This is a genomic window from Micromonospora sp. RHAY321, assembly GCF_023896955.1.
In the GTDB taxonomy this organism is placed as follows: Bacteria; Actinomycetota; Actinomycetes; order Mycobacteriales; family Micromonosporaceae; genus Micromonospora.
The window spans coordinates 373,215-390,261 of sequence record NZ_JAMHIW010000002.1 but is presented as its reverse complement, the minus strand read 5'-3'; the positions used below and the strand labels follow the sequence as shown (position 1 = coordinate 390,261).

Below are 17,047 nucleotides of genomic sequence, written 5' to 3'. Positions count from 1 at the left end.
ACAGGCTGGGCTGGCCGCCGCGCACCGGCGGCCGCCGGCCGGGTCCGGTGACCGAGAGGAGCGCCGGTGACCGACCAACCGGAGGAGTTCGACCTGCTCGTCGTGGGCGGCGGCAAGGCCGGCAAGACGTTGAGCATGGACGTTGCCCGTTCCGGCCGGCGCGTCGCCATGGTCGAACGCGGGATGATCGGCGGCAGCTGCATCAACGTGGCGTGCATCCCGACCAAGGCGCTGGTGACCAGTGCGCGGGCCGCACGCCAACTGCGTGGCGCCCGCGCGCTCGGCCTGGTGGTCGAGGGAGGCCGGGTCGACGTGGACCTGCTGCGCGCCCACAAGCAGGACGTCGTCGAGGGGATGATCGCCGCCAACCGGCAGCAGTTCCTCGAATCCGGCCTGCACCTGGTGATCGGCGAGGCCCGCTTCGTCGGGCCGCGTACCGTGCGGGTGTCCCTGGCGGACGGGGGTGAGCGGCTGCTCCGCGGCGCCGACGTGGTGGTCAACACGGGCACCCGACCACACCTGCCGTCCGTGCCCGGGATGGCGGAGGCCAGGGTTCTGACCAGCGACAGCCTGCTGCACCTGGACCGGCTGCCGGCCCGCCTGGTGGTGCTCGGGGGCGGCACCGTCGGGGTGGAGTTCGCGCAGATGTTCGCCTCGTTCGGCAGCACGGTGACACTGATCGAGGGCGGTCCCCGGTTGCTCACCCGCGAGGATCCCGACCTGAGCGACGCGGTGATGCGGATCTTCATCGACGACGGCATCGACGTACGCGTCGGCGTGACGGTCGCCCGGGTCGACCGGAACGACGACGGCACCGTCGGGGTGACCCTGGACGACGGCAGCCTGGTGACCGGGGACGACGTGCTCGTGGCGGCCGGTCGGGCGCCGGTCACCGACGGGCTCGGGCTGGACGCCGCCGGTGTCCGGCTGAACGAGCGCGGTTTCGTGCTGGTCGACGAGTACCTGCGTACCACCGCCGAGCGGACCTGGGCGGCCGGGGACGTCGCGGGCACGCCGCAGTTCACCCACGCCTCGCTGGACGACTACCGGATCATCCGGGCGAACCTGGCGGGTGAGCGACGCAGCACCGCCGGACGGCTCATCCCGTACACCATCTTCACCACCCCGGAGCTGGCCCGGGTCGGGCTCACCGAGACCGAGGCGCGCCGCGCCGGGTACGACGTGCAGGTGGCCCACCTGCCGGTCTCCGCGATCCCCCGGGCGCGCACCCTGCGGCAGACCGAGGGCATGTGGAAGGCGGTGGTCGACGCCGGCAGCGGCCGGATCCTCGGCGCGGCGCTGCTCGGCGCCGAGGCCGGAGAGGTGATCACCTCCGTGCAGCTGGCGATGCTCGCCGGCATGCCGTGGACCGCCCTGCGGGACGCGATCATCACCCACCCGACCATGGCCGAGGGACTCAACCTGCTCTTCGCCTCGCTCCAGCCCCGCCCGGTCCGCTAGGGCACGTTCACCAGCTGATGCTGGCCGCCACCGGCAGGTGGTCGCCGCCGGTGGCCGGCAGCACCCAGGAGCTCTCCGGCTTCACACCGCGGACCAGGATCTGGTCGATCCGCACCACCGGGAACGTCGCCGGCCAGGTGAAGCCGAAGCCGTCCCCGGCCTCGACCTGAGCCGAGCGCAACCGCGAGGTGATGCTGCCGAACACGCGGTCGTCCATGGTGCCGTTCAGGTCGCCGAGCAGCACCACCCGTTCGTTCCGTTCGGCGGCGACGGCCTCGCCGAGCGCCCGCGCGTTCCTGTCCCGATGGGCCGTCCAGAAGCCCGCCCTGGGATTAACCCGCACGGATCCCAGGTGGGCCACGTACACCACCAGCGGCCCCTGGTCGGTGACCACCGTGGCGCGCAGCGCCCGGTTGTAGGCCATCGTGATGTCGGCCGGCTTGGTGGCCGCCAGCGGGCCGGCGTCCATCTGGATGTCCACCGGCTGACTGTCCGACAGCGGCAGCTTGCTCCACAGCCCGACCGTGCCCTGCACCGTGTGGTACGGGTACGCCTTCCCCAACTCCTCCTCGTACGTGCCCACGGCCTGCGGGCTCAGCTCCACCAGGGCCAGCACGTCCGCACCGGCGGCGGCGAGGTCGCGGGCGGTGCCGGCCGGGTCGGGGTTGTTGGCGTTGACGTTCTGCTGGGCCACGGTGAGGTCGCCGCCGGGACGGGACTTGTCGACGAGCAGCCCGCCGAAGAGGTTCAGCCACACCACGACCGGCAGCAGCAGCGCGGCCACCGCGGAGGCTGAACGACGCCACAGCGCCCCGATCAGCAGTACGGGGATGAGCAGGCCGAACCACGGCAGGAACGTCTCCACCAGGCTGCCGAGGTTCCCGATCCGGTTCGGGATCTGCCGGTGCAGTAGCAGGATCAGGCCGAGCAGCAGCGCCAGCGCCGCGAGCACCAGGCCGCGCTTCCAGGGGCTCGGCCGGAAGACGTTGCGCATCGCCCGGCGGATGCGGGCGCGCCACGTCCGGGCGCCGGCATCCCGTCGGCCGGCGTCGCCCTGCCCGGTCTCCGCCGAGTCCACCTGCGTCATCGTCCGCCCCCGCTCACCGTCGGTCACTGCCGCATCCTATTTTGGTCAACAGGCTGTCCGGGTGAGCTCTCTGACCTGGCCTTCTCCTCCTCGGCAGCATCCTTCTCCGGGGGCGGTGAGCACGCTTCCACCCGGGTGCGTCCGTGCGGCGTCGTGGTGACCGGGCCGCTAGTCGGGCTGGCCGGCGATCTCGGCGCGGACCCGCTGCTGGAAGGCGCGTGCCTGCGCCCCGGTGGGCGGCGGCCCGCCGCGCCGGGCGGCGACCGCCCGGCGGACCACCTCGGCCGGGTCCCCGGCATCGATCAGCCGCTGCCCGGCCGCCACCTTGGACAACCAGACGCCGTCGCGGTGGCGTACCAGCGACCGGCACGCGCCGAGCACCGCGTCCTCCGCGCCGGGCGCGGGCTGGTCGCCCGGCGGCATCGGCAGGGCCAACCACCAGGTCAGCGCCTCGATCAGCAGGCGGCGCAGGTCGGCCGGGGCCAGGTCGGCGAAGACCTCCCCCGCCGGCGGCCCGAGCAGCGGCAAGCCGCTCTGGTGCAGGATGCTGCGATCCAGCCCGTACCAGAACCGGCCGTCGGTCGCGGGCCGGTCCGCCGGGTCGAGGGTGCGCCGGAACGGCATCCCGGAACCGGTGTTCAGCTCGACCTCGAAGCCGGGTTCCGGCCGGCCGGCGGCGGCCACGGACCGTTGGTAGGCGACCAGTTCCAGCCCGCGCGCCGGGCAGGGCAGCGCTTCGTGTCGCAGCCGCGCCACCAGCGCCACCTTGTCGGTCCCGGTCAGCGGCCCGGCACAGACCAGCGCCACGTCCACGTCACTGCGACCGCGCTGGTACGCGCCGAGCCCCACCGAGCCGGCGGCGTACGCGCCCACCAGGTCGTCGCCGAGCACGTCCCGGGCGGCGTCGACCAGCTCGTCGAGGTAGCGGCGAAGATCGGAATCCACGCCCCATCCTCACCTGCGGGCAGCACCGCCCCGAACCCGGGTCACCCGGCCGGCGGCGGTCCTACCCGGCGTAGAGCAGCAGCAGGCCGGCGACGGTGTAGGCGACCATCAGTGCCAGCAGTGGGAGCTGACCGGCCACCGCCCGGGCACGGGGGAACAGGTACAGGGCGCGGTCGTGGGCGAGCAGCGTGCCGAGCAGGTGCCCGAGGATGATGACGGTGATCTGGAGGCTGGCCACCCCGCCGGGGGTGACCAGGCCGGTGTGCGGTTGCCAGCCGGCTGTGCCGAACCAGTTGGCGCCGGTGCCGAGGGGGTCGGAGAGCAGCGCGACGGTGCGCTGACCCTCCAGGATCAGCAGCGAGTAGTAGTGCGCCACCAGGTATCCCGCGGCGATCGGCACGATCGAGTGGGCGAGTTCGCCGGGCACGGCGCGGGCCGACGTGGCACCGTCGACCGGGTCGTCGTCGGCGCGGCCGATCCGGGCGGCGGCCCCGGTGGCGGCGAGGTACGCCGCGGCGACGGCGGCGATGACCAGGATCAGCCCGACGCTGCCGGTGACCGCCGGAGGCTGGCCGTTCTCCTGAGCGAAGCGCAGCCACGCGGGCGCGTTGGAGAGGCTGTCGAACATCGTCGAGCCGAGCAGCACGACCACCACGGCGACCAGGCCGGGTCGGGGGCGCAGGCCGGCGATCCCGTCCAGCGGGTTGCGCCACACCAGCACGCCGTCCGCGGCCCGGCCGACCGGGGCGAGGTGGCCGACCAGTCCGCTGTACACCTCGAACGGGTCGGCCCGGTCGAACCAGCCCGCGCCGAACAGCGCCGCCCCGGCCAGCATGACCACGGCGTACGCGGCGAGCCAGGCGGTGATGACCGGCAGCGTGGCCCGGTCGGGTGCGACCAGTTCCAGCCAGACGAACCCGAACAGGGTGACGGCCGCCGGCCAGAGCCCCAGGCCGGCTGGCAGCTCGCGGAGGCCGCGCTCCGGGTCCCGCCGTACCGCCAGCGCGGCGAGCAGGTGCACCGTACGCAGCGGGTTGACCGCCCGCCAGACCGGGCCGAGCAGCAACGACACGGGCACCAGCCCGACCCAGAGCAGCACGTAGAGCGCGCCGGCCGTCGGGTTGTCCGGGGTGTCCGGTCCGGCCAGCAGGCCCAGGCAGAACCACCCGGCGGCGAGCAGGCCCAACGCGCGCAGCGCCCACCGGAGGGCGGGCGCGTCGACGAGCCGGGCCAGGCGCTGCGGCACCGGCCGGCCGCCGGCGGCGTCGCGGTCGAGTCGTGGCTCGCGCCAGAGCAGGCCCAGCGCGAGGAACGTGACGACGAGGGTCAGGGCCGCGGCGACGACGAGCTGCGGCAGCGTGATCGGAAGGTCCTGACGGCCACCGACACCGTGTGCCAGCACGGCGGTCGCGCCGGTCACGGTGCTCAGCGGACGACGAGCTGGAACAGCACCAGCTCGGTCTCGTGCGTCTCCACCTCGAACAGCCCGGTCTTGTCGGCGCGGAACTCCACCGAGGCGGGCGCGCCGGCCGGCAGGCGGGCGCCCAGGTCGTAGCCGTGCAGGTGCAGCTCGTCGGGAACGTCCGAGGTGACCGTGATCCGCACCAGCTGGCCCTTACTCACGGTGACCCGCCCGGTCGGCGGGTTGACCCGCCGCTTCGCGATCGTCACGGTGATCTCCCGGTCCACCGCCGGCGTGCTGGCGGTGGGGCCGGGTGTGGGGCTGGCCGACGGCGCCGGCGTGGTGGCGGTCGTCGGCGGCGCGGCGGCCGTCGGCGATGCCGACGGGTCGGCCACGGACGGGTCGTCGCCCTGCCCGCAACCGGTGGCGAGCAGGGCGGCGAGGACACCGGTGGCGAGGACGGCGGGAACCCGGGAACCGGGGGCACGGACGAACACGGGCGGACTCCGAACGACGCGGGGGGACGGGTGTCGAACTGATCGTCGGGGACGTGAACTCTACGTCTTGTTCGGCGGGGAGGAAATGACCATGATGAACGAATGCGATCGAGGCTGGTCACTGTCCGTCACGTCCTGAGCCGAGCGCTGGCGGCGCTGGCCGCGACGCTGGTGGTGTTCCTGCTGCTGCCCGCCGCTCCGGCGTCCGCGCACGGCCAGTTGGCGACGTCGGCCCCGCTGACCGGCACCGTTGTCCGTGAGCCGCTGGCGCAGGTGGCGTTGTACTTCACCGAGAAGCCGGCGTCCAACGCCCACTTCACCGTCACCGGGCCGAACGGGTCGCGGGTGGACAACGGCTGGTCGTACGGCGAGCCGAAGCGGTTGGACAAGCCGGTCCAGGAGTACTTCATGGTCAACGGGGTCTTCGAGCCTCGGCTGTACCACACCGGCTTCCCCGCCATGGTGTCCGTCGCGCACTGGCCGGCGAAGGGCCGGTACACCGCCAGCTATCTCTCCGTCGCCTCCGATGGTGAGGCCGTGCGCGGCAGCGTCACGTTCGACTACCAGGGTTCCATCACGGCGGCACCGGCCGGTTGGACGGCGCCCACGGACGGTCCCGCGCCGGCGCTGCTCGCCCAGGTGGAGGGCACCCCGTCGGCGAGCCCCGGAGCAGCCGGCGCGAGCCCCGGCCCGGCGGGCGCTAGCGGCGCTGCGGCGAGCGAGCCGGCGGGCGCCACGACCGGGCAGGGCGGTGGTCTGCCGCCGTGGCTGGTGCCGGCCGTGATCGTGGCGGTGGTCGCGGTCGTCGTGCTGGTGGCGGCCCGCCGTCGACCCGCTCCGCGCGGCGCTGCCAACCCGGCCCGCCGTCCCGCCGGCCGAGCCCGTGGGTCCGCCGTCCCGGCCCGTAAGCCGGGCACCGCGACCCGGAAGCCCGGCAACCGGGCGGGTGGTCCGGCCCGGCGCGGGCGGCGGTAGGTCCAGGGTCTCGACACCGGGCATTCATCGCGTACCACCGCGTACTTTCGCACATACATCGGGAACTTTTGATGTATCGATGCAAAGGCATGGACAGTCCAATCGAAACAACTTAATGTCTCGACCCATCAACCCGGTGTTTCCAGAACGTCACTCGTCGGCGTCGAGGGCGTTTCGGAACCGGGCCGACGGCCATCGCCTCCACCACTGATCCACGCCGGCCGTCGGACACTCCTATCCCTCTTGGAGGAACGATGGGCACACGGCTGCTGCGCCGATTCCGCAGTCCTGTCCTGGGTGCGCTGGCACTCGTCCTCGCCGCCGGCTTCTGGGCCGACCCGGCCGGCGCCGCCCCCGAGCAGGAACCGGGCGTCACGCTGCGCGTCTTCGACGTGCAGGTGCCGCTGTCCGAGCTCTGCACGCTCAAGCCCGCGCAGACCCCGAACGTGGACAAGCTGATGTCCACGATCAACTGGACGTCGACCGCCGACTTCGGCTTCGACAACTACTTCGTCTCGCAGGTCCTCGGCAACATCACCACCACCCAGGCCGGCAGCTACACGTTCCGGCTCAGCAGCGACGACGGATCCAAGCTGACCATCGACAACAGCGTGGTGATCAACCACGACGGCCTGCACGGCGCGACGCCGCCCAAGGAGGGCACCGTCACCCTCACCGCCGGGCTGCACCCGCTGCGCATCGACCACTTCGAGCGCGACGGCGGGCAGCAGATCACCCTGGAGTGGAAAACGCCCGGCTCGTCGTCCTTCGTGGTCGTGCCGAACTCGGCGCTGAGCACCGACGCCGGGGTGGTCCGGGTGACCGCTCCCGGCCGCAAGGAGTGCGAGGGGGTCACCGACTCCCCCGGTGACGGCCTGCCGCTGACCGGTGTGCACCCCGGCTACACGCTGACCAACCTGCGGCCCACCGGCTTCCAGCCGAAGGTCACCGGGATGGACTGGCTGCCCGACGGCCGACTGGTCATCTCGACCTGGGGTGGCAGCGACCAGTCCGGCACCTCGCAGGACGGTGAGGTGTGGATCATGAACAACACCGGCGGCGCGACCACGCCGGGCAACGTGACCACCAAGAAGATCGCTGGAGGTCTCAAGGAGCCGATGGGGCTCAAGGTCGTCGACGGAGTGGTCTACGTCTCGGAGAAGCAGCGGCTGACCCGACTGGTCGACAGCACCGGCGACGAGGTGGCCGACCAGCTCCAGACGGTCGCCACCTGGCCGTACGGCGGGAACTTCCACGAGTTCGCGTTCGGCCTGCTCTACCAGGACGGGTTCTTCTACCTGAACCTGTCGGTGTCGATCAACTCCGGCGGCGCGACCACCAACCCGCAGCCCGCCGTCAACCGGGGCACCACCCTCAAGGTCAACAAGGACACCGGGGCGGTCAGCTACGTCGCCGGTGGCCTGCGCACCCCGCACGGCATCGGCTGGGGCCCGGAGGGCGGCATCTTCGTCACCGACAACCAGGGCGGCTGGCTGCCCTCCTCGAAGTTGGTGCACGTCAAGCAGGGCCGGTTCTTCAACCACTACATGAACCCGGCCGGCCCGTTCGACGCCAACCCGGTCACCCCGCCGGTGCTCTGGATGCCGCAGAACGAGATCGCCAACTCCCCCAGCACGCCGATGTACCTGACCACCGGCCGGTACGCCGGGCAGTTCGTCATCGGTGACGTGACCTACGGCGGCCTGCAGAGAGCCAATGTGGAGAAGGTCAACGGCGAGTACCAGGGTGCCCTGTTCCGGCTCACCCAGGGCCTCGAGGCGGGCGTCTCCGAGGTCAACGTCGGACCGGACGGCGCGATCTACGTCGGCGGGCTCGGCGCGGGCGGCAACTGGGGCCAGACCGGCAAGCTGTCGTACGGCCTGCAGAAGCTCACCCCGAACACCACCAACGCCTTCGAGATGCTCGCCATGCGGGCCACCGAGGCCGGCTTCGAGGTGGAGTACACCCAGCCGGTCTCGGCGGAGACCGCCGCCAACCTGGCCGCGCACTACAAGGTCAAGCAGTGGCGGTACCAGGCGACCGCCAGCTACGGCGGTCCGAAGATCGACGAGGAGACGCTGACCGTCACCTCGGCCACCCTCTCGGCGGACGGAAAGAAGGTCAGCCTCGCCGTTGGTGGGCGCAAGGCCGGCCACGTCGTGTACCTGCGCTCGCCGCGCCCGTTCACCTCGACCACCGGGCAGTCACTGTGGAGCACCGAGGCGTGGTACACGCTGAACGCCATCCCGGGCACCACCCCGCCGCCGACCGGCGGGGCCAACCTGGCGCTCAACAAGCCGGCCACGGCGGACAGCTCCTGCTCGGCGACCGAGGCCCCGGCCAAGGCCGTCAACGGCAGCGTCGCCGGCGGCAACGGTGACAAGTGGTGCTCGACGGGCGCCACGAAGTACCTCCAGGTGGATCTGGGGGCCAGCTACGCGGTGAACCGGGTGGTGGTCAAGCACGCCGGAGCCGGCGGCGAGAACGCCGCCTGGAACACCCGGGACTTCACGGTCGCGTCCAGCGCGGACGGCACGACCTGGACCACCCGCGCCACGGTGACCGGCAACACGGCGAGCACCACGACCCACAACGTCACCGCCCCCGGCACCCGCCACGTGCGGTTGGCCATCACCGCGCCGACCAGCACCAGCGATCCGGCCGCACGCATCTACGAACTGGAGGTGTACGCGGCCACCAGCGGCGGCTCGGGCACCATCACCGGCGTCGGCGGCAAGTGCCTGGACGTGAACAACGCCGGCACCGCCGACGGCACGAAGATCCAGCTCTGGACCTGCAACAGCACCAGCGCCCAGTCCTGGAGCCGGGTCGGCGACACCTACCGCGCTCTGGGCAAGTGCCTGGACGTCGACAACGGCGGCACCGCCGACGGCACGAAGGTGCAGTTGTGGACCTGCAACGGCACCGGCTCGCAGGTGTGGCAGCCGCAGCCCGACGGGTCGATCCGCAACCCGCAGTCGGGCAAGGTGATGCAGGCCGCCGGTGGCGCCACCGCCGACGGCACCCAGATCCAGATCGGCACGTACGCCGGCGGCGCCCACCAGAAGTGGGTCGTCAGCGCGGGGTAGGCACCGACACCTGGGGCGCGGTCTGAACCGGCAACCGGTCAGGCCGTGCCCCGGGCCACCCGGCGCGGATCCCGGCGGTCGGTACGGTCAGGGGCCCTGCGGCAGCGGCTGGGCCAGCGCCCGCAGATCGGCCGGGAGCTGTGACAGCGCGTCCTCGAACTCGCGGTGCCCGACCACCCGGTGCATCGTCTGGAGGACGGCCCGGACGCCCCGCTCGGCGGTGGGTCGGTCCGTGCCGGCGCGGTCGGCCACCCGCCGCATGAACTCGTCGTAACCGAACGCCTCCGGCGCCTCAACCGCCTTGATCAGCAGCGGGCTCAACTCGGGGGCCAGATGGGGGGCCAGCTCGGCCGCCTCACCGCCGCTGAGCCGCTCGGTGAGGGTACGCAGAACGGCCTCGGTCAGCGGGCGCGCCTGCTCGGGCGGGACACCCGCCCGTCCCGCGACCTTGTCGACGAACATCAGCTCGGCCATGGCTCGCCCCTTCCGTCCGGAGACGCGTGGCTACCCGGGCCCACCGGCCACAAACCCGGGGCCGTGCGCGGGTGTCCGATTTACGAACCGGAGCGCTGTGGGAGCATGGTTGTCCTTCGTGTCTTCCCCACCCCCAGCGGAAGGACGCCCGTGGCAGAAGCGGCACCTCTCCCGGCCACCGACCAGCCCAAGATCGACACCAGCGTTCCGCACTCCGCCCGGATCTGGAACTACTGGCTGGGCGGCAAGGACAACTTCGAGATCGACCGGCTGGCGGGTGAGCAGGTCCGCGAGCTGTTCCCCGCGATGATCGAGACGGCGCGCGAGTCCCGGGCGTTCCTGTCCCGCGCGGTGCGCTTCCTCGCCGGTGAGGCCGGCATCCGGCAGTTCCTCGACGTCGGCACCGGGCTGCCCACCGCCGACAACACGCACCAGGTGGCCCAGCGGGTCAACCCGCAGAGCCGCGTCGTGTACGTCGACAACGACCCGATGGTCCTGGCCCACGCGCGGGCACTGCTGGTCGGCAGCCCGGAGGGGCTGACCCGGTACATCCACGCCGACCTGCGTGACCCGCAGGCGGTGCTCCGACAGGCCACCGAGCACCTCGACCTCGACCAGCCCGTCGCGGTCCTGCTGTTCGGCGTGATGGGACACGTCGGCGACGACGACCAGGCGGTCGCCATCGTCCGTACCCTGCTCGACGCGGTGCCGTCCGGCAGCTACCTCGCGCTGTCCGACGGCACCGACACCAGCGAGGCGGTCGTCGAGTCGCACCGGCAGTACAACGAGAGCGGGGCGCTGCCGTACCACCTGCGCAGCCCGGAGCGGATCGCCCGGTTCTTCGACGGCCTGGAGCTGGTCGAGCCCGGCCTGGTGCCGTTCACCCACTGGCGACCCGAGCGGGACGGCCCGCCCGCCGACCTGGACGGCTACTGCGCCGTCGGCCGCAAGCCCTGACCCACGCCGGACCTCCGGAGGGTTCTCCTGGTTGCTCCGCGCGGCGCGGGCCCCGTCTCGTACGGTGAGGTCGGACGCGTATCCGGCGGCCGCCGACGGCGGCCCGCGCCGCAGGAGGAGCAGATGGCGGTCGACCTGCCCGACGTGATCGACCGGTACTTCCGGGCCGTCGACGACGGCGATCTCGACGCCTTCGTCGCCTGCTTCGCGGACACCGCCACCGTGGCCGACGAGGACCGGCTGCACGAGGGACGGGCCGCGATCCGCGCCTGGCGGGAGCGGACGACGGCTGCCTACTCGTACACGGCCGAGCCGGTGGGGGTCACGCCGCAGGCCGGTGACTCGTACGTGGTCCTCACCCGGGTGTCGGGCAGTTTTCCCGGCAGCCCCATCGAGCTGCGGTACCGGTTCACGCTGCGCGACGACCTGATCGGCGCCCTGGACATCCGCCCGTAGCGACCCTCGCGGCGTGCGACGCACGGTGGTGCGAGCTGGGTCGGCCCAGCATCGCCCGTCCCCTGATCCTCGGTCCTTGATCGCCGCCGAACGGAGGACGCTGCCAAGCGGCGGGCGGGTGACATGATGTGCCCACAACGGCTGTCGCTAGGAGGAAGGTGCTGCTGCCCGATGGCGCACTTCGAGGCCCGCACATCCACGGCACCGGGCCGGATCGTGGTCACGCTGACCGGCGAGTGTGACCTGGCCGTCCGGGACGAACTGACCACCGTGCTCGCCGCGGCGGTCCGCGGCGCCCCGGTGGTCGTGGTCGACGTGGGCGGGTTGCGCTTCCTCGATTCCACCGGCCTGCACACCCTGGTGACCGCCCACCGGACGGCCCGCGCGGACGGCCGGCGGTTGTACGCCGTCAACGCCGGCGGGCCGGTCGCCGCCGTGCTGGACATCACGGGCGTCGGCAACCTGCTGCGACCACCCGCCGACGACCCGCGGCTGGCGGGCTGATGCCCGGCGACCGGCGGGAGATCCGCACGATTGCCGAGCAGTCCACCTCCGCGCACAGCACGGACAGCATGGCGTACCACGCGGCAGCCGACCTCCGGGCGCTGCGCGCGTTCGTCTGCGCCGGGGCGGTCGCCCGGGGCCTGTCGCCGCAACGGGTGGAGCTGCTGGCGCTGGCCGTCAGCGAGCTGGCCACCAACACCTTGCAGCACACGACCGGCGGCGGCCGGGTCCGGCTCTGGGCCGAGGCCGACCATCTGATCTGCGACGTCATCGACCAGGGGCCGATGCGGGCGTTCGGCCGCGACATGCCGCCGGCCGAGGCGGTACGGGGTCGAGGGCTGGCGATCGTCGAGCAGGTCTGCGACGAGGTCGGCGTGTTGGCGATGCCGGAGGGGACCGTGGTCCGCATCCGGCTCGGCCTGTGAGCCCGGCGGCTCAGGGCAGCACGCGTACGGCGAGTGTGCAGGTGTCGTCGTCCGGGTTGGGCCGGTGCAGCAGGCCACGCAGTCGGGGGAGGGTCTGCTCCCCCGGCGCGGCGGAGAGCGCGGAGAGCATCGCCCGCACCTGTTCGAGCAGATCGTTGTCGGGGGCGCGTCGTTCCACCAGCCCGTCGGTGTAGAACAGCACCAGGTCACCCGGGCGCAGTCGCGGGGTGAGCACCGGGTACGCGGAGTCCTCTCCGGCGCCCAGCAGCAGGCCCGCCGGACGGTCGAGCGGGCCGGTCTCGCCGGCACGGGACAGCAGCGGCGCCATGTGCCCGGCGCGTCCCCAGCAGAGCACCCGGGTCGCCGGGTCGTAGAAGGCGACCACCGCGGTCCCGGTGATCGCGAGCTGACCGCAGAGCCGGTTGAGGTTCCCGAGCAGCACCGCCGGGTCACGGATGCCGATCGAGAGCCAGGCCACCAGCGCGAAGCGCAGGTGCGCCATCCCGCTCGCGGCGTCCAGCCCGTGACCGGTCACGTCGCCGACGGCGAGCACGACCTGCCCGTCGGGCAGGGTCTGCGCGTGGTACCAGTCACCGCCCACCCGGGCCGCGCTCTCCGCCGGCAGGTAGTTGACCATCGCCTCCAGCCCGGCGAGCGGGAACGGCGCGCGGGGCACGGGTTGGATCAGGTTCTGCAACTGCCCGGCCAGCCGGTGCTCGGCCAGCGCCGTCATCTCCCGGGTCCGCACCTGGTCGCTGAGCCGCTCGATGGCGGTCCGTGAGTCCACCCGGGCCGTCACGTCCTGCACCACGGCATGGATCTTCAACGGCGCGCCGTCGGCGTCCCGGGAGACGTCGGAGAGGATCCGCAGGTACTTCACGGTGCCCGCCGGCTGGAACCGGACCGTCACGTCCGAGGACGCTCCGCTGTCCAGCGTCTGCCAGGCGGCCTCGCGCAGCATGTTGTCGTCCGGGAGGATGGCCGCGGACTGCTCGGCTCGGGACAGCGGGCCGAGCGCCGGGTCTCGTTCGAAGATCCGGTACATGCCGGGAGACCACTGGCTGAGCCCGCTGGCCAGGTCGTACTCCGCCCAGCCGAGGCTGCCCAGCAACTCGGTGCGCTCCAGCCGACGCCGGTCCTCGTCGAGCCGCTCCCACGCGACCAGCAGGCCGCCGAGCACCCGGTGCACGTGTACGTCGAACAGCGAGTCGGCGACGACGCCGGCACGCTTCTCGGCGTACCGGAAGTCGGCCAGCCGGCCGGACGATCCGGTGGACAGCACCTCGTGGTACAGCTGCCAGAGAGGACCGTCGACCATGCTCGGATACAGCTCGCTGAGCCGCTCGCCGACCCGCTCGACCCCCCGGCCGTAGATGTCATAACCCTCGCCGCTGGTGGCCGCGATGCGAAAGTCCGCGACCGGCCGCCCGTCATCCGGCACCGGCAGCAACCACGTACAGCCGGCGGGGACGACGGCCAGGACCTCGCGGACCACCGCTTCGACCGCGCCTGCCGCCGCGGCGGCGCGCCCGCCCTGGTCTGCCATGCCAGCAGCCTAGCCACCGGCCGGCCGCCGGCCGACGCGGCGCGGGGCGGATTCCGCAGCCGGGCGGGACATGCCGCCGGGCCGATCCGTCGCGTCGGGGCCGCCCCGGCTGCCACAATGCGGACAGCCCCGGTGGCACCGGGTGAACCCCGATCGGGAGGACGGCAGCATGCCGGACAGCGAACGCGAGGCGGAACTGTTCGATGCCGAGCGCACCCTGCAGGCCGCGCAGCGAGCCGGTGACGTCGCGGCTCTCGACCAGCTGCTCGTCGACCAGCTGATCGCCGTCGGCCCGGACGGCGGCACGTACACCAAGCGCGACGACCTGGCCGCGCACCGGGACCGGACCTCGGTCATCGAGGAGCTGGTCGAGGAGGATCTGAACCTGCTCGTCGTCGGGTCGACCGGAGTGACGTTCTTCCTGGGCCGGGTGGCCGGGGTGTTCGACGGGGTGCCGTTCGCGGGGCGCCTGCGGTACACCCGGACCTGGGTTCGCGACGACACCCACGGCTGGCGGGTGCTCGCCGCTCACATCAGCCCGGTCTGACCCTCAACAGGCTGGCGGCGCCACTACGGCGTGGGCGCGCGCTCGATGCTGACGTCGAGCGGCCCGATGCGCAGGGTGCCGTCGTTGAGCGGCGTGCAGCGGATGCCGCCCGTGGTGCGCATTGCCTTCCACGCACCCGGGCCGACCGTGACGTCCATCCACGCGCAGGGCCGGGCCGCCCGGTTGACCCGCAGACTGACCGGGCCGTCGCCGGAGTCCAGGACCAGCACCTTGCCGATCAGCTCGTCCACCGCGATGCCGGTGGTGAGGACGTTGCGCCGGACCTCCGCCAGGCCCACACCGGGTGGTAGCGACTCCTGGGCGATCACCGTCACGCTGGCGTCGCGGTGCGCCGGCTGACCGAAGTACCGGTCGCCGACGATGCCGAGGCCGGCCCGGATCCGGACCACGTCGACCAGCTCACCGGGAGGGGCCGGAGCCGGACCGTCGGCGGGCCGGCCCAGGAAGCGGTGCACGGGCGAGGCCAGCAACTCGACGATCCGCGGCATGGCACGGATTCTACGAACCGGACGGACCCTCCGGGCCGGCTCGGCGGACCCGGGCGTCGGCTGACGGTGGGGACGGCGGCATCGTCGCCCCGTCCCCACCGCGACGCCGATCAGGCCGGCGTGCCCGTGACGGTCAGGTCGCGCAGTCGGCCCACGTTGTCGAACGAGCCGAAGCCCACGCGCCCGGAGCCGAACGTGGTGTCCTTCGCCGTCATCAGCGGGTCCTTGCGCCCGTCGACGTACACCGCGATCTCACCGCTGGCCGGCAGGTGGACGACCCGCACACGGTGCCAGTCGGCGTCGGTGATCGCCGGGTTGGCGCCGCGCGAGCGGCCGTTCCACTGGTGGTCGATGCGTTCCCGGTCCGCATTGTCGACCTTGAAGATGCCGTTGTGCGGATAGATCGTGTTGTCGGTGGACAGGTGCGCGTAGTAGAACTCCGTGTCCGACCGCCAGCCGAAGACGATGATGACGTCCCGGTTGCTGACCTCCACGGGGGTGTCGAGCCGTACCCGCGCGTCGACCTCGACCGACGACCACGCCGGACCCGCGGTGAGGACGGCGTACTCGAAGGGCCGGCGCGGCCCGGGCCGGCTGACCCCTGCCTCGGCGAGGATGACCTGGTCGCGGGTGAACTGCCACTTCGCCGGGGTCACCGGCGCCCAGTTGGAGGCCCCCGCCGTGCGACGCACGGTGGTGTTGCCGACGTCGCCGCTGGCGAAGACCCGGGTGCCGGTGACCTTCCAGATCTTTCCGTTGGCCTTGGCGACCACGTAGAGCTCACCGGCGGCGTCGGTGCCGAAGCGCAGGTCGACGCGGTTGGGGTCACCGGGGGCGCCGGGCCCGGAGAGGTCCCGCATCCGGACCGGGCTGCCCGCGGCGTTGAACAGGGCGAGCTGGTGGATCGGGGCCAGGCCCCGGCCACGGCGCATCTCGTTGGCCTCGGTGTAGAGCACCCGGCCGTCGACCAGGTCACCGAAGACGTACTTGCCGCGCAGCGCGGGCACGGCGCGTCCGCGGTAGACGAACCCACCGGCCACCGCGACGCCGACGTCGGCCGTGCAGTTCCAGTCCGCGGCCGGGTCGTGGTCGTACGCGGCGACCGGATACGTGTATCCGTACCGGTCGTCGTCGGCGGGCAGCGGGAACAGCCGGTCACAGGGGTTCGTGGCCGCCTTGTCGAAGACGAAGGATCCCTCGCGCTCGCTCCAGCCGAAGTTGTCGCCGGCGCGGACCTCGTAGATCGCCTCGATGGCGTGCTCACCGATGTGCCCGAGGTACATCCGGCCGGTGGCCCGGTCCCAGCTGAAGCGGTGCGGGTCGCGGAAGCCCAGGGCGTAGATCTCGCCGAGCGCGCCGGCCCGGCCGACGAACGGGTTCGAGGGGGGAATGCCGTACCGCCCGTTGGCGGAGTTGGTGCCGCGGGGGTCGATGCGCAGCAGCTTGCCGTGCGGCAGGCCCAGGTTCTGCGGGTCGGTGTTGCGTACGCCCAGGCCACCGTCGCCGACCGCGAGGTACAGCAGGCCGTAGTCCCGGTCGTGGCGCTTCGCGGTCGGATTGAAGTTGATCTCCTGGATGCCGTGCACCTGGCCGCCGAAGCCGACGCGCAGCACCTCGCGCCGGGTACCGGCGAACGTGTCGGCCGCCGGGTCGGTCGCCGTCCACTCGGTGATGACGCCGTGATAGATCGTCCCGGCCTGGGCAAAGTCCGGCGGGGTGGTCGTCGCCGACGCCAACTCGGTGTGGATGGTGTAGAACCGGCCGTTGGCGCCGAACTCCGGGTGGAAGGCGACGTACCCGAAGCCCTGCCCCAGGCCGCGTCCGGAGAAGAACCGCGGGGCGAACGTCGCCGCCACGTCGAGGTAGACGTGCGGCACGCCGCCCTCGACCAGGTAGAGGTTGCCGTTCAGGTCCGGCACGGCACGCCGGCCCGAGCCGTCGGGCAGCTCCATGATGGTGTTGATCCGGGCGGTACGCATGAGCCGCTGATCCGTGGGAGCCGGTGTGGGGTACGACTGCGGGAAGCTGGCGTACTCGGTGAGGACCAGCCCCAGCCGCGACTGGACCGGCATCTGCGGGACCGGGTCGTACACCGCGTCGGCGGCCCGGGCGGGTGTCGCGAGCAGGGTGGACAGGACCAGCACGAGGGCGGTGAGGCCGGCCGTCAGTACGG

At 72.6% G+C, this 17,047-nt stretch carries 15 protein-coding genes and 1 pseudogene; 8 read left to right on the top strand and 8 right to left on the bottom strand.

The window, feature by feature from the left end; all coding sequences use genetic code 11:
- Positions 1-66: 66 nt before the first annotated feature.
- On the top strand, positions 67-1,461 hold the full coding sequence (locus M8C17_RS06150; RefSeq protein ID WP_252415412.1) for an FAD-dependent oxidoreductase: 1,395 nt from the start codon (positions 67-69) through the stop codon (positions 1,459-1,461).
- 7 nt (positions 1,462-1,468) lie between these two features.
- Here the strand turns inward: M8C17_RS06150 and M8C17_RS06145 are convergent, their stop codons facing one another.
- The 4 genes from M8C17_RS06145 to M8C17_RS06130 form a co-directional block, all read right to left on the bottom strand.
- Positions 1,469-2,455: an endonuclease/exonuclease/phosphatase family protein gene (locus M8C17_RS06145; RefSeq protein WP_256482244.1), complete on the bottom strand. Its 987-nt coding sequence runs from the start codon at positions 2,453-2,455 to the stop codon at positions 1,469-1,471.
- Positions 2,456-2,716: 261 nt separating this feature from the next.
- Positions 2,717-3,493 carry a nucleotidyltransferase domain-containing protein gene (locus tag M8C17_RS06140; protein ID WP_252415410.1) on the bottom strand — a complete coding sequence of 259 codons (777 nt, stop codon included), beginning with the start codon at positions 3,491-3,493 and terminating at the stop codon, positions 2,717-2,719.
- 61 nt (positions 3,494-3,554) lie between these two features.
- Positions 3,555-4,913 (bottom strand): hypothetical protein, encoded by a 1,359-nt coding sequence (locus M8C17_RS06135; RefSeq protein ID WP_252415409.1) that lies wholly within the window; start codon positions 4,911-4,913, stop codon positions 3,555-3,557.
- A gap of 5 nt (positions 4,914-4,918) precedes the next feature.
- Positions 4,919-5,392 (bottom strand): hypothetical protein, encoded by a 474-nt coding sequence (locus M8C17_RS06130; protein ID WP_252415408.1) that lies wholly within the window; start codon positions 5,390-5,392, stop codon positions 4,919-4,921.
- 102 nt (positions 5,393-5,494) lie between these two features.
- On the opposite strand from M8C17_RS06130, the gene M8C17_RS06125 reads away from it, so the two are divergent.
- Together M8C17_RS06125 and M8C17_RS06120 are read left to right on the top strand one after the other, a co-directional pair.
- Positions 5,495-6,367 (top strand): copper resistance protein CopC, encoded by an 873-nt coding sequence (locus M8C17_RS06125; RefSeq protein ID WP_252415407.1) that lies wholly within the window; start codon positions 5,495-5,497, stop codon positions 6,365-6,367.
- A 254-nt stretch (positions 6,368-6,621) separates the two neighbouring features.
- Complete coding sequence (locus tag M8C17_RS06120; protein ID WP_252415406.1) at positions 6,622-9,456, top strand: ricin-type beta-trefoil lectin domain protein; 2,835 nt, start codon at positions 6,622-6,624, stop codon at positions 9,454-9,456.
- 87 nt (positions 9,457-9,543) lie between these two features.
- On the opposite strand, the gene M8C17_RS06115 is transcribed toward M8C17_RS06120, so the two are convergent.
- The gene (locus tag M8C17_RS06115; protein ID WP_252415405.1) at positions 9,544-9,930 is read right to left on the bottom strand and encodes a DUF2267 domain-containing protein; all 387 of its coding nucleotides are present in this window, start codon (positions 9,928-9,930) and stop codon (positions 9,544-9,546) included.
- 105 nt (positions 9,931-10,035) lie between these two features.
- Between M8C17_RS06115 and M8C17_RS06110 the strand changes: the two genes are divergently transcribed.
- From M8C17_RS06110 to M8C17_RS06095, 4 genes are all read left to right on the top strand, one after another.
- Positions 10,036-10,887, top strand: coding sequence for an SAM-dependent methyltransferase (locus M8C17_RS06110; protein ID WP_374557319.1), 852 nt, complete (start codon positions 10,036-10,038; stop codon positions 10,885-10,887).
- A gap of 123 nt (positions 10,888-11,010) precedes the next feature.
- On the top strand, positions 11,011-11,343 hold the full coding sequence (locus M8C17_RS06105) for a nuclear transport factor 2 family protein (protein ID WP_252415403.1): 333 nt from the start codon (positions 11,011-11,013) through the stop codon (positions 11,341-11,343).
- 171 nt (positions 11,344-11,514) lie between these two features.
- Positions 11,515-11,847 (top strand): STAS domain-containing protein, encoded by a 333-nt coding sequence (locus M8C17_RS06100; RefSeq protein ID WP_252415402.1) that lies wholly within the window; start codon positions 11,515-11,517, stop codon positions 11,845-11,847.
- The gene (locus tag M8C17_RS06095; RefSeq protein WP_252415401.1) at positions 11,847-12,272 is read left to right on the top strand and encodes an ATP-binding protein; all 426 of its coding nucleotides are present in this window, start codon (positions 11,847-11,849) and stop codon (positions 12,270-12,272) included. Before M8C17_RS06100 ends, M8C17_RS06095 begins: the two co-directional genes overlap by 1 nt.
- Before the next feature lie 10 nt (positions 12,273-12,282).
- Here the strand turns inward: M8C17_RS06095 and M8C17_RS06090 are convergent, their stop codons facing one another.
- A complete protein-coding gene (locus M8C17_RS06090) occupies positions 12,283-13,818 on the bottom strand; it encodes a PP2C family protein-serine/threonine phosphatase (RefSeq protein WP_252415400.1) in 1,536 nt (511 codons plus the stop codon).
- Positions 13,819-13,987: 169 nt separating this feature from the next.
- Here M8C17_RS06090 and M8C17_RS06085 point away from each other — a divergent pair, with 169 nt between their 5' ends.
- Complete coding sequence (locus M8C17_RS06085) at positions 13,988-14,365, top strand: nuclear transport factor 2 family protein (protein WP_252415399.1); 378 nt, start codon at positions 13,988-13,990, stop codon at positions 14,363-14,365.
- 23 nt (positions 14,366-14,388) lie between these two features.
- Here M8C17_RS06085 and M8C17_RS06080 read toward each other — a convergent pair whose 3' ends face one another.
- Entirely contained in the window at positions 14,389-14,874 is a 486-nt protein-coding gene (locus M8C17_RS06080; protein ID WP_252415398.1) for a molybdenum cofactor biosysynthesis protein, read from the bottom strand.
- Positions 14,875-15,815: 941 nt separating this feature from the next.
- A pseudogene (locus tag M8C17_RS32270) lies at positions 15,816-16,826 on the bottom strand (sorbosone dehydrogenase family protein); the annotation flags it as partial.
- Between the last annotated feature and the right edge of the window lie 221 nt (positions 16,827-17,047).

Excerpts from the sequence above, each read along its gene's own strand:
- M8C17_RS06090 (WP_252415400.1), bottom strand. The coding sequence starts at position 13,818 with ATGGCAGACCAGGGCGGGCGCGCCGCCGCGGCGGCAGGCGCGGTCGAA.
- M8C17_RS06105 (WP_252415403.1), top strand. The coding sequence starts at position 11,011 with ATGGCGGTCGACCTGCCCGACGTGATCGACCGGTACTTCCGGGCCGTC.
- M8C17_RS06110 (WP_374557319.1), top strand. The coding sequence starts at position 10,036 with ATGGTTGTCCTTCGTGTCTTCCCCACCCCCAGCGGAAGGACGCCCGTG.
- M8C17_RS06095 (WP_252415401.1), top strand. The coding sequence starts at position 11,847 with ATGCCCGGCGACCGGCGGGAGATCCGCACGATTGCCGAGCAGTCCACC.
- M8C17_RS06080 (WP_252415398.1), bottom strand. The coding sequence starts at position 14,874 with ATGCCGCGGATCGTCGAGTTGCTGGCCTCGCCCGTGCACCGCTTCCTG.
- M8C17_RS06100 (WP_252415402.1), top strand. The coding sequence starts at position 11,515 with ATGGCGCACTTCGAGGCCCGCACATCCACGGCACCGGGCCGGATCGTG.
- M8C17_RS06085 (WP_252415399.1), top strand. The coding sequence starts at position 13,988 with ATGCCGGACAGCGAACGCGAGGCGGAACTGTTCGATGCCGAGCGCACC.
- M8C17_RS06145 (WP_256482244.1), bottom strand. The coding sequence starts at position 2,455 with ATGCGCAACGTCTTCCGGCCGAGCCCCTGGAAGCGCGGCCTGGTGCTC.
- M8C17_RS06115 (WP_252415405.1), bottom strand. The coding sequence starts at position 9,930 with ATGGCCGAGCTGATGTTCGTCGACAAGGTCGCGGGACGGGCGGGTGTC.
- M8C17_RS06125 (WP_252415407.1), top strand. The coding sequence starts at position 5,495 with ATGCGATCGAGGCTGGTCACTGTCCGTCACGTCCTGAGCCGAGCGCTG.
- M8C17_RS06120 (WP_252415406.1), top strand. The coding sequence starts at position 6,622 with ATGGGCACACGGCTGCTGCGCCGATTCCGCAGTCCTGTCCTGGGTGCG.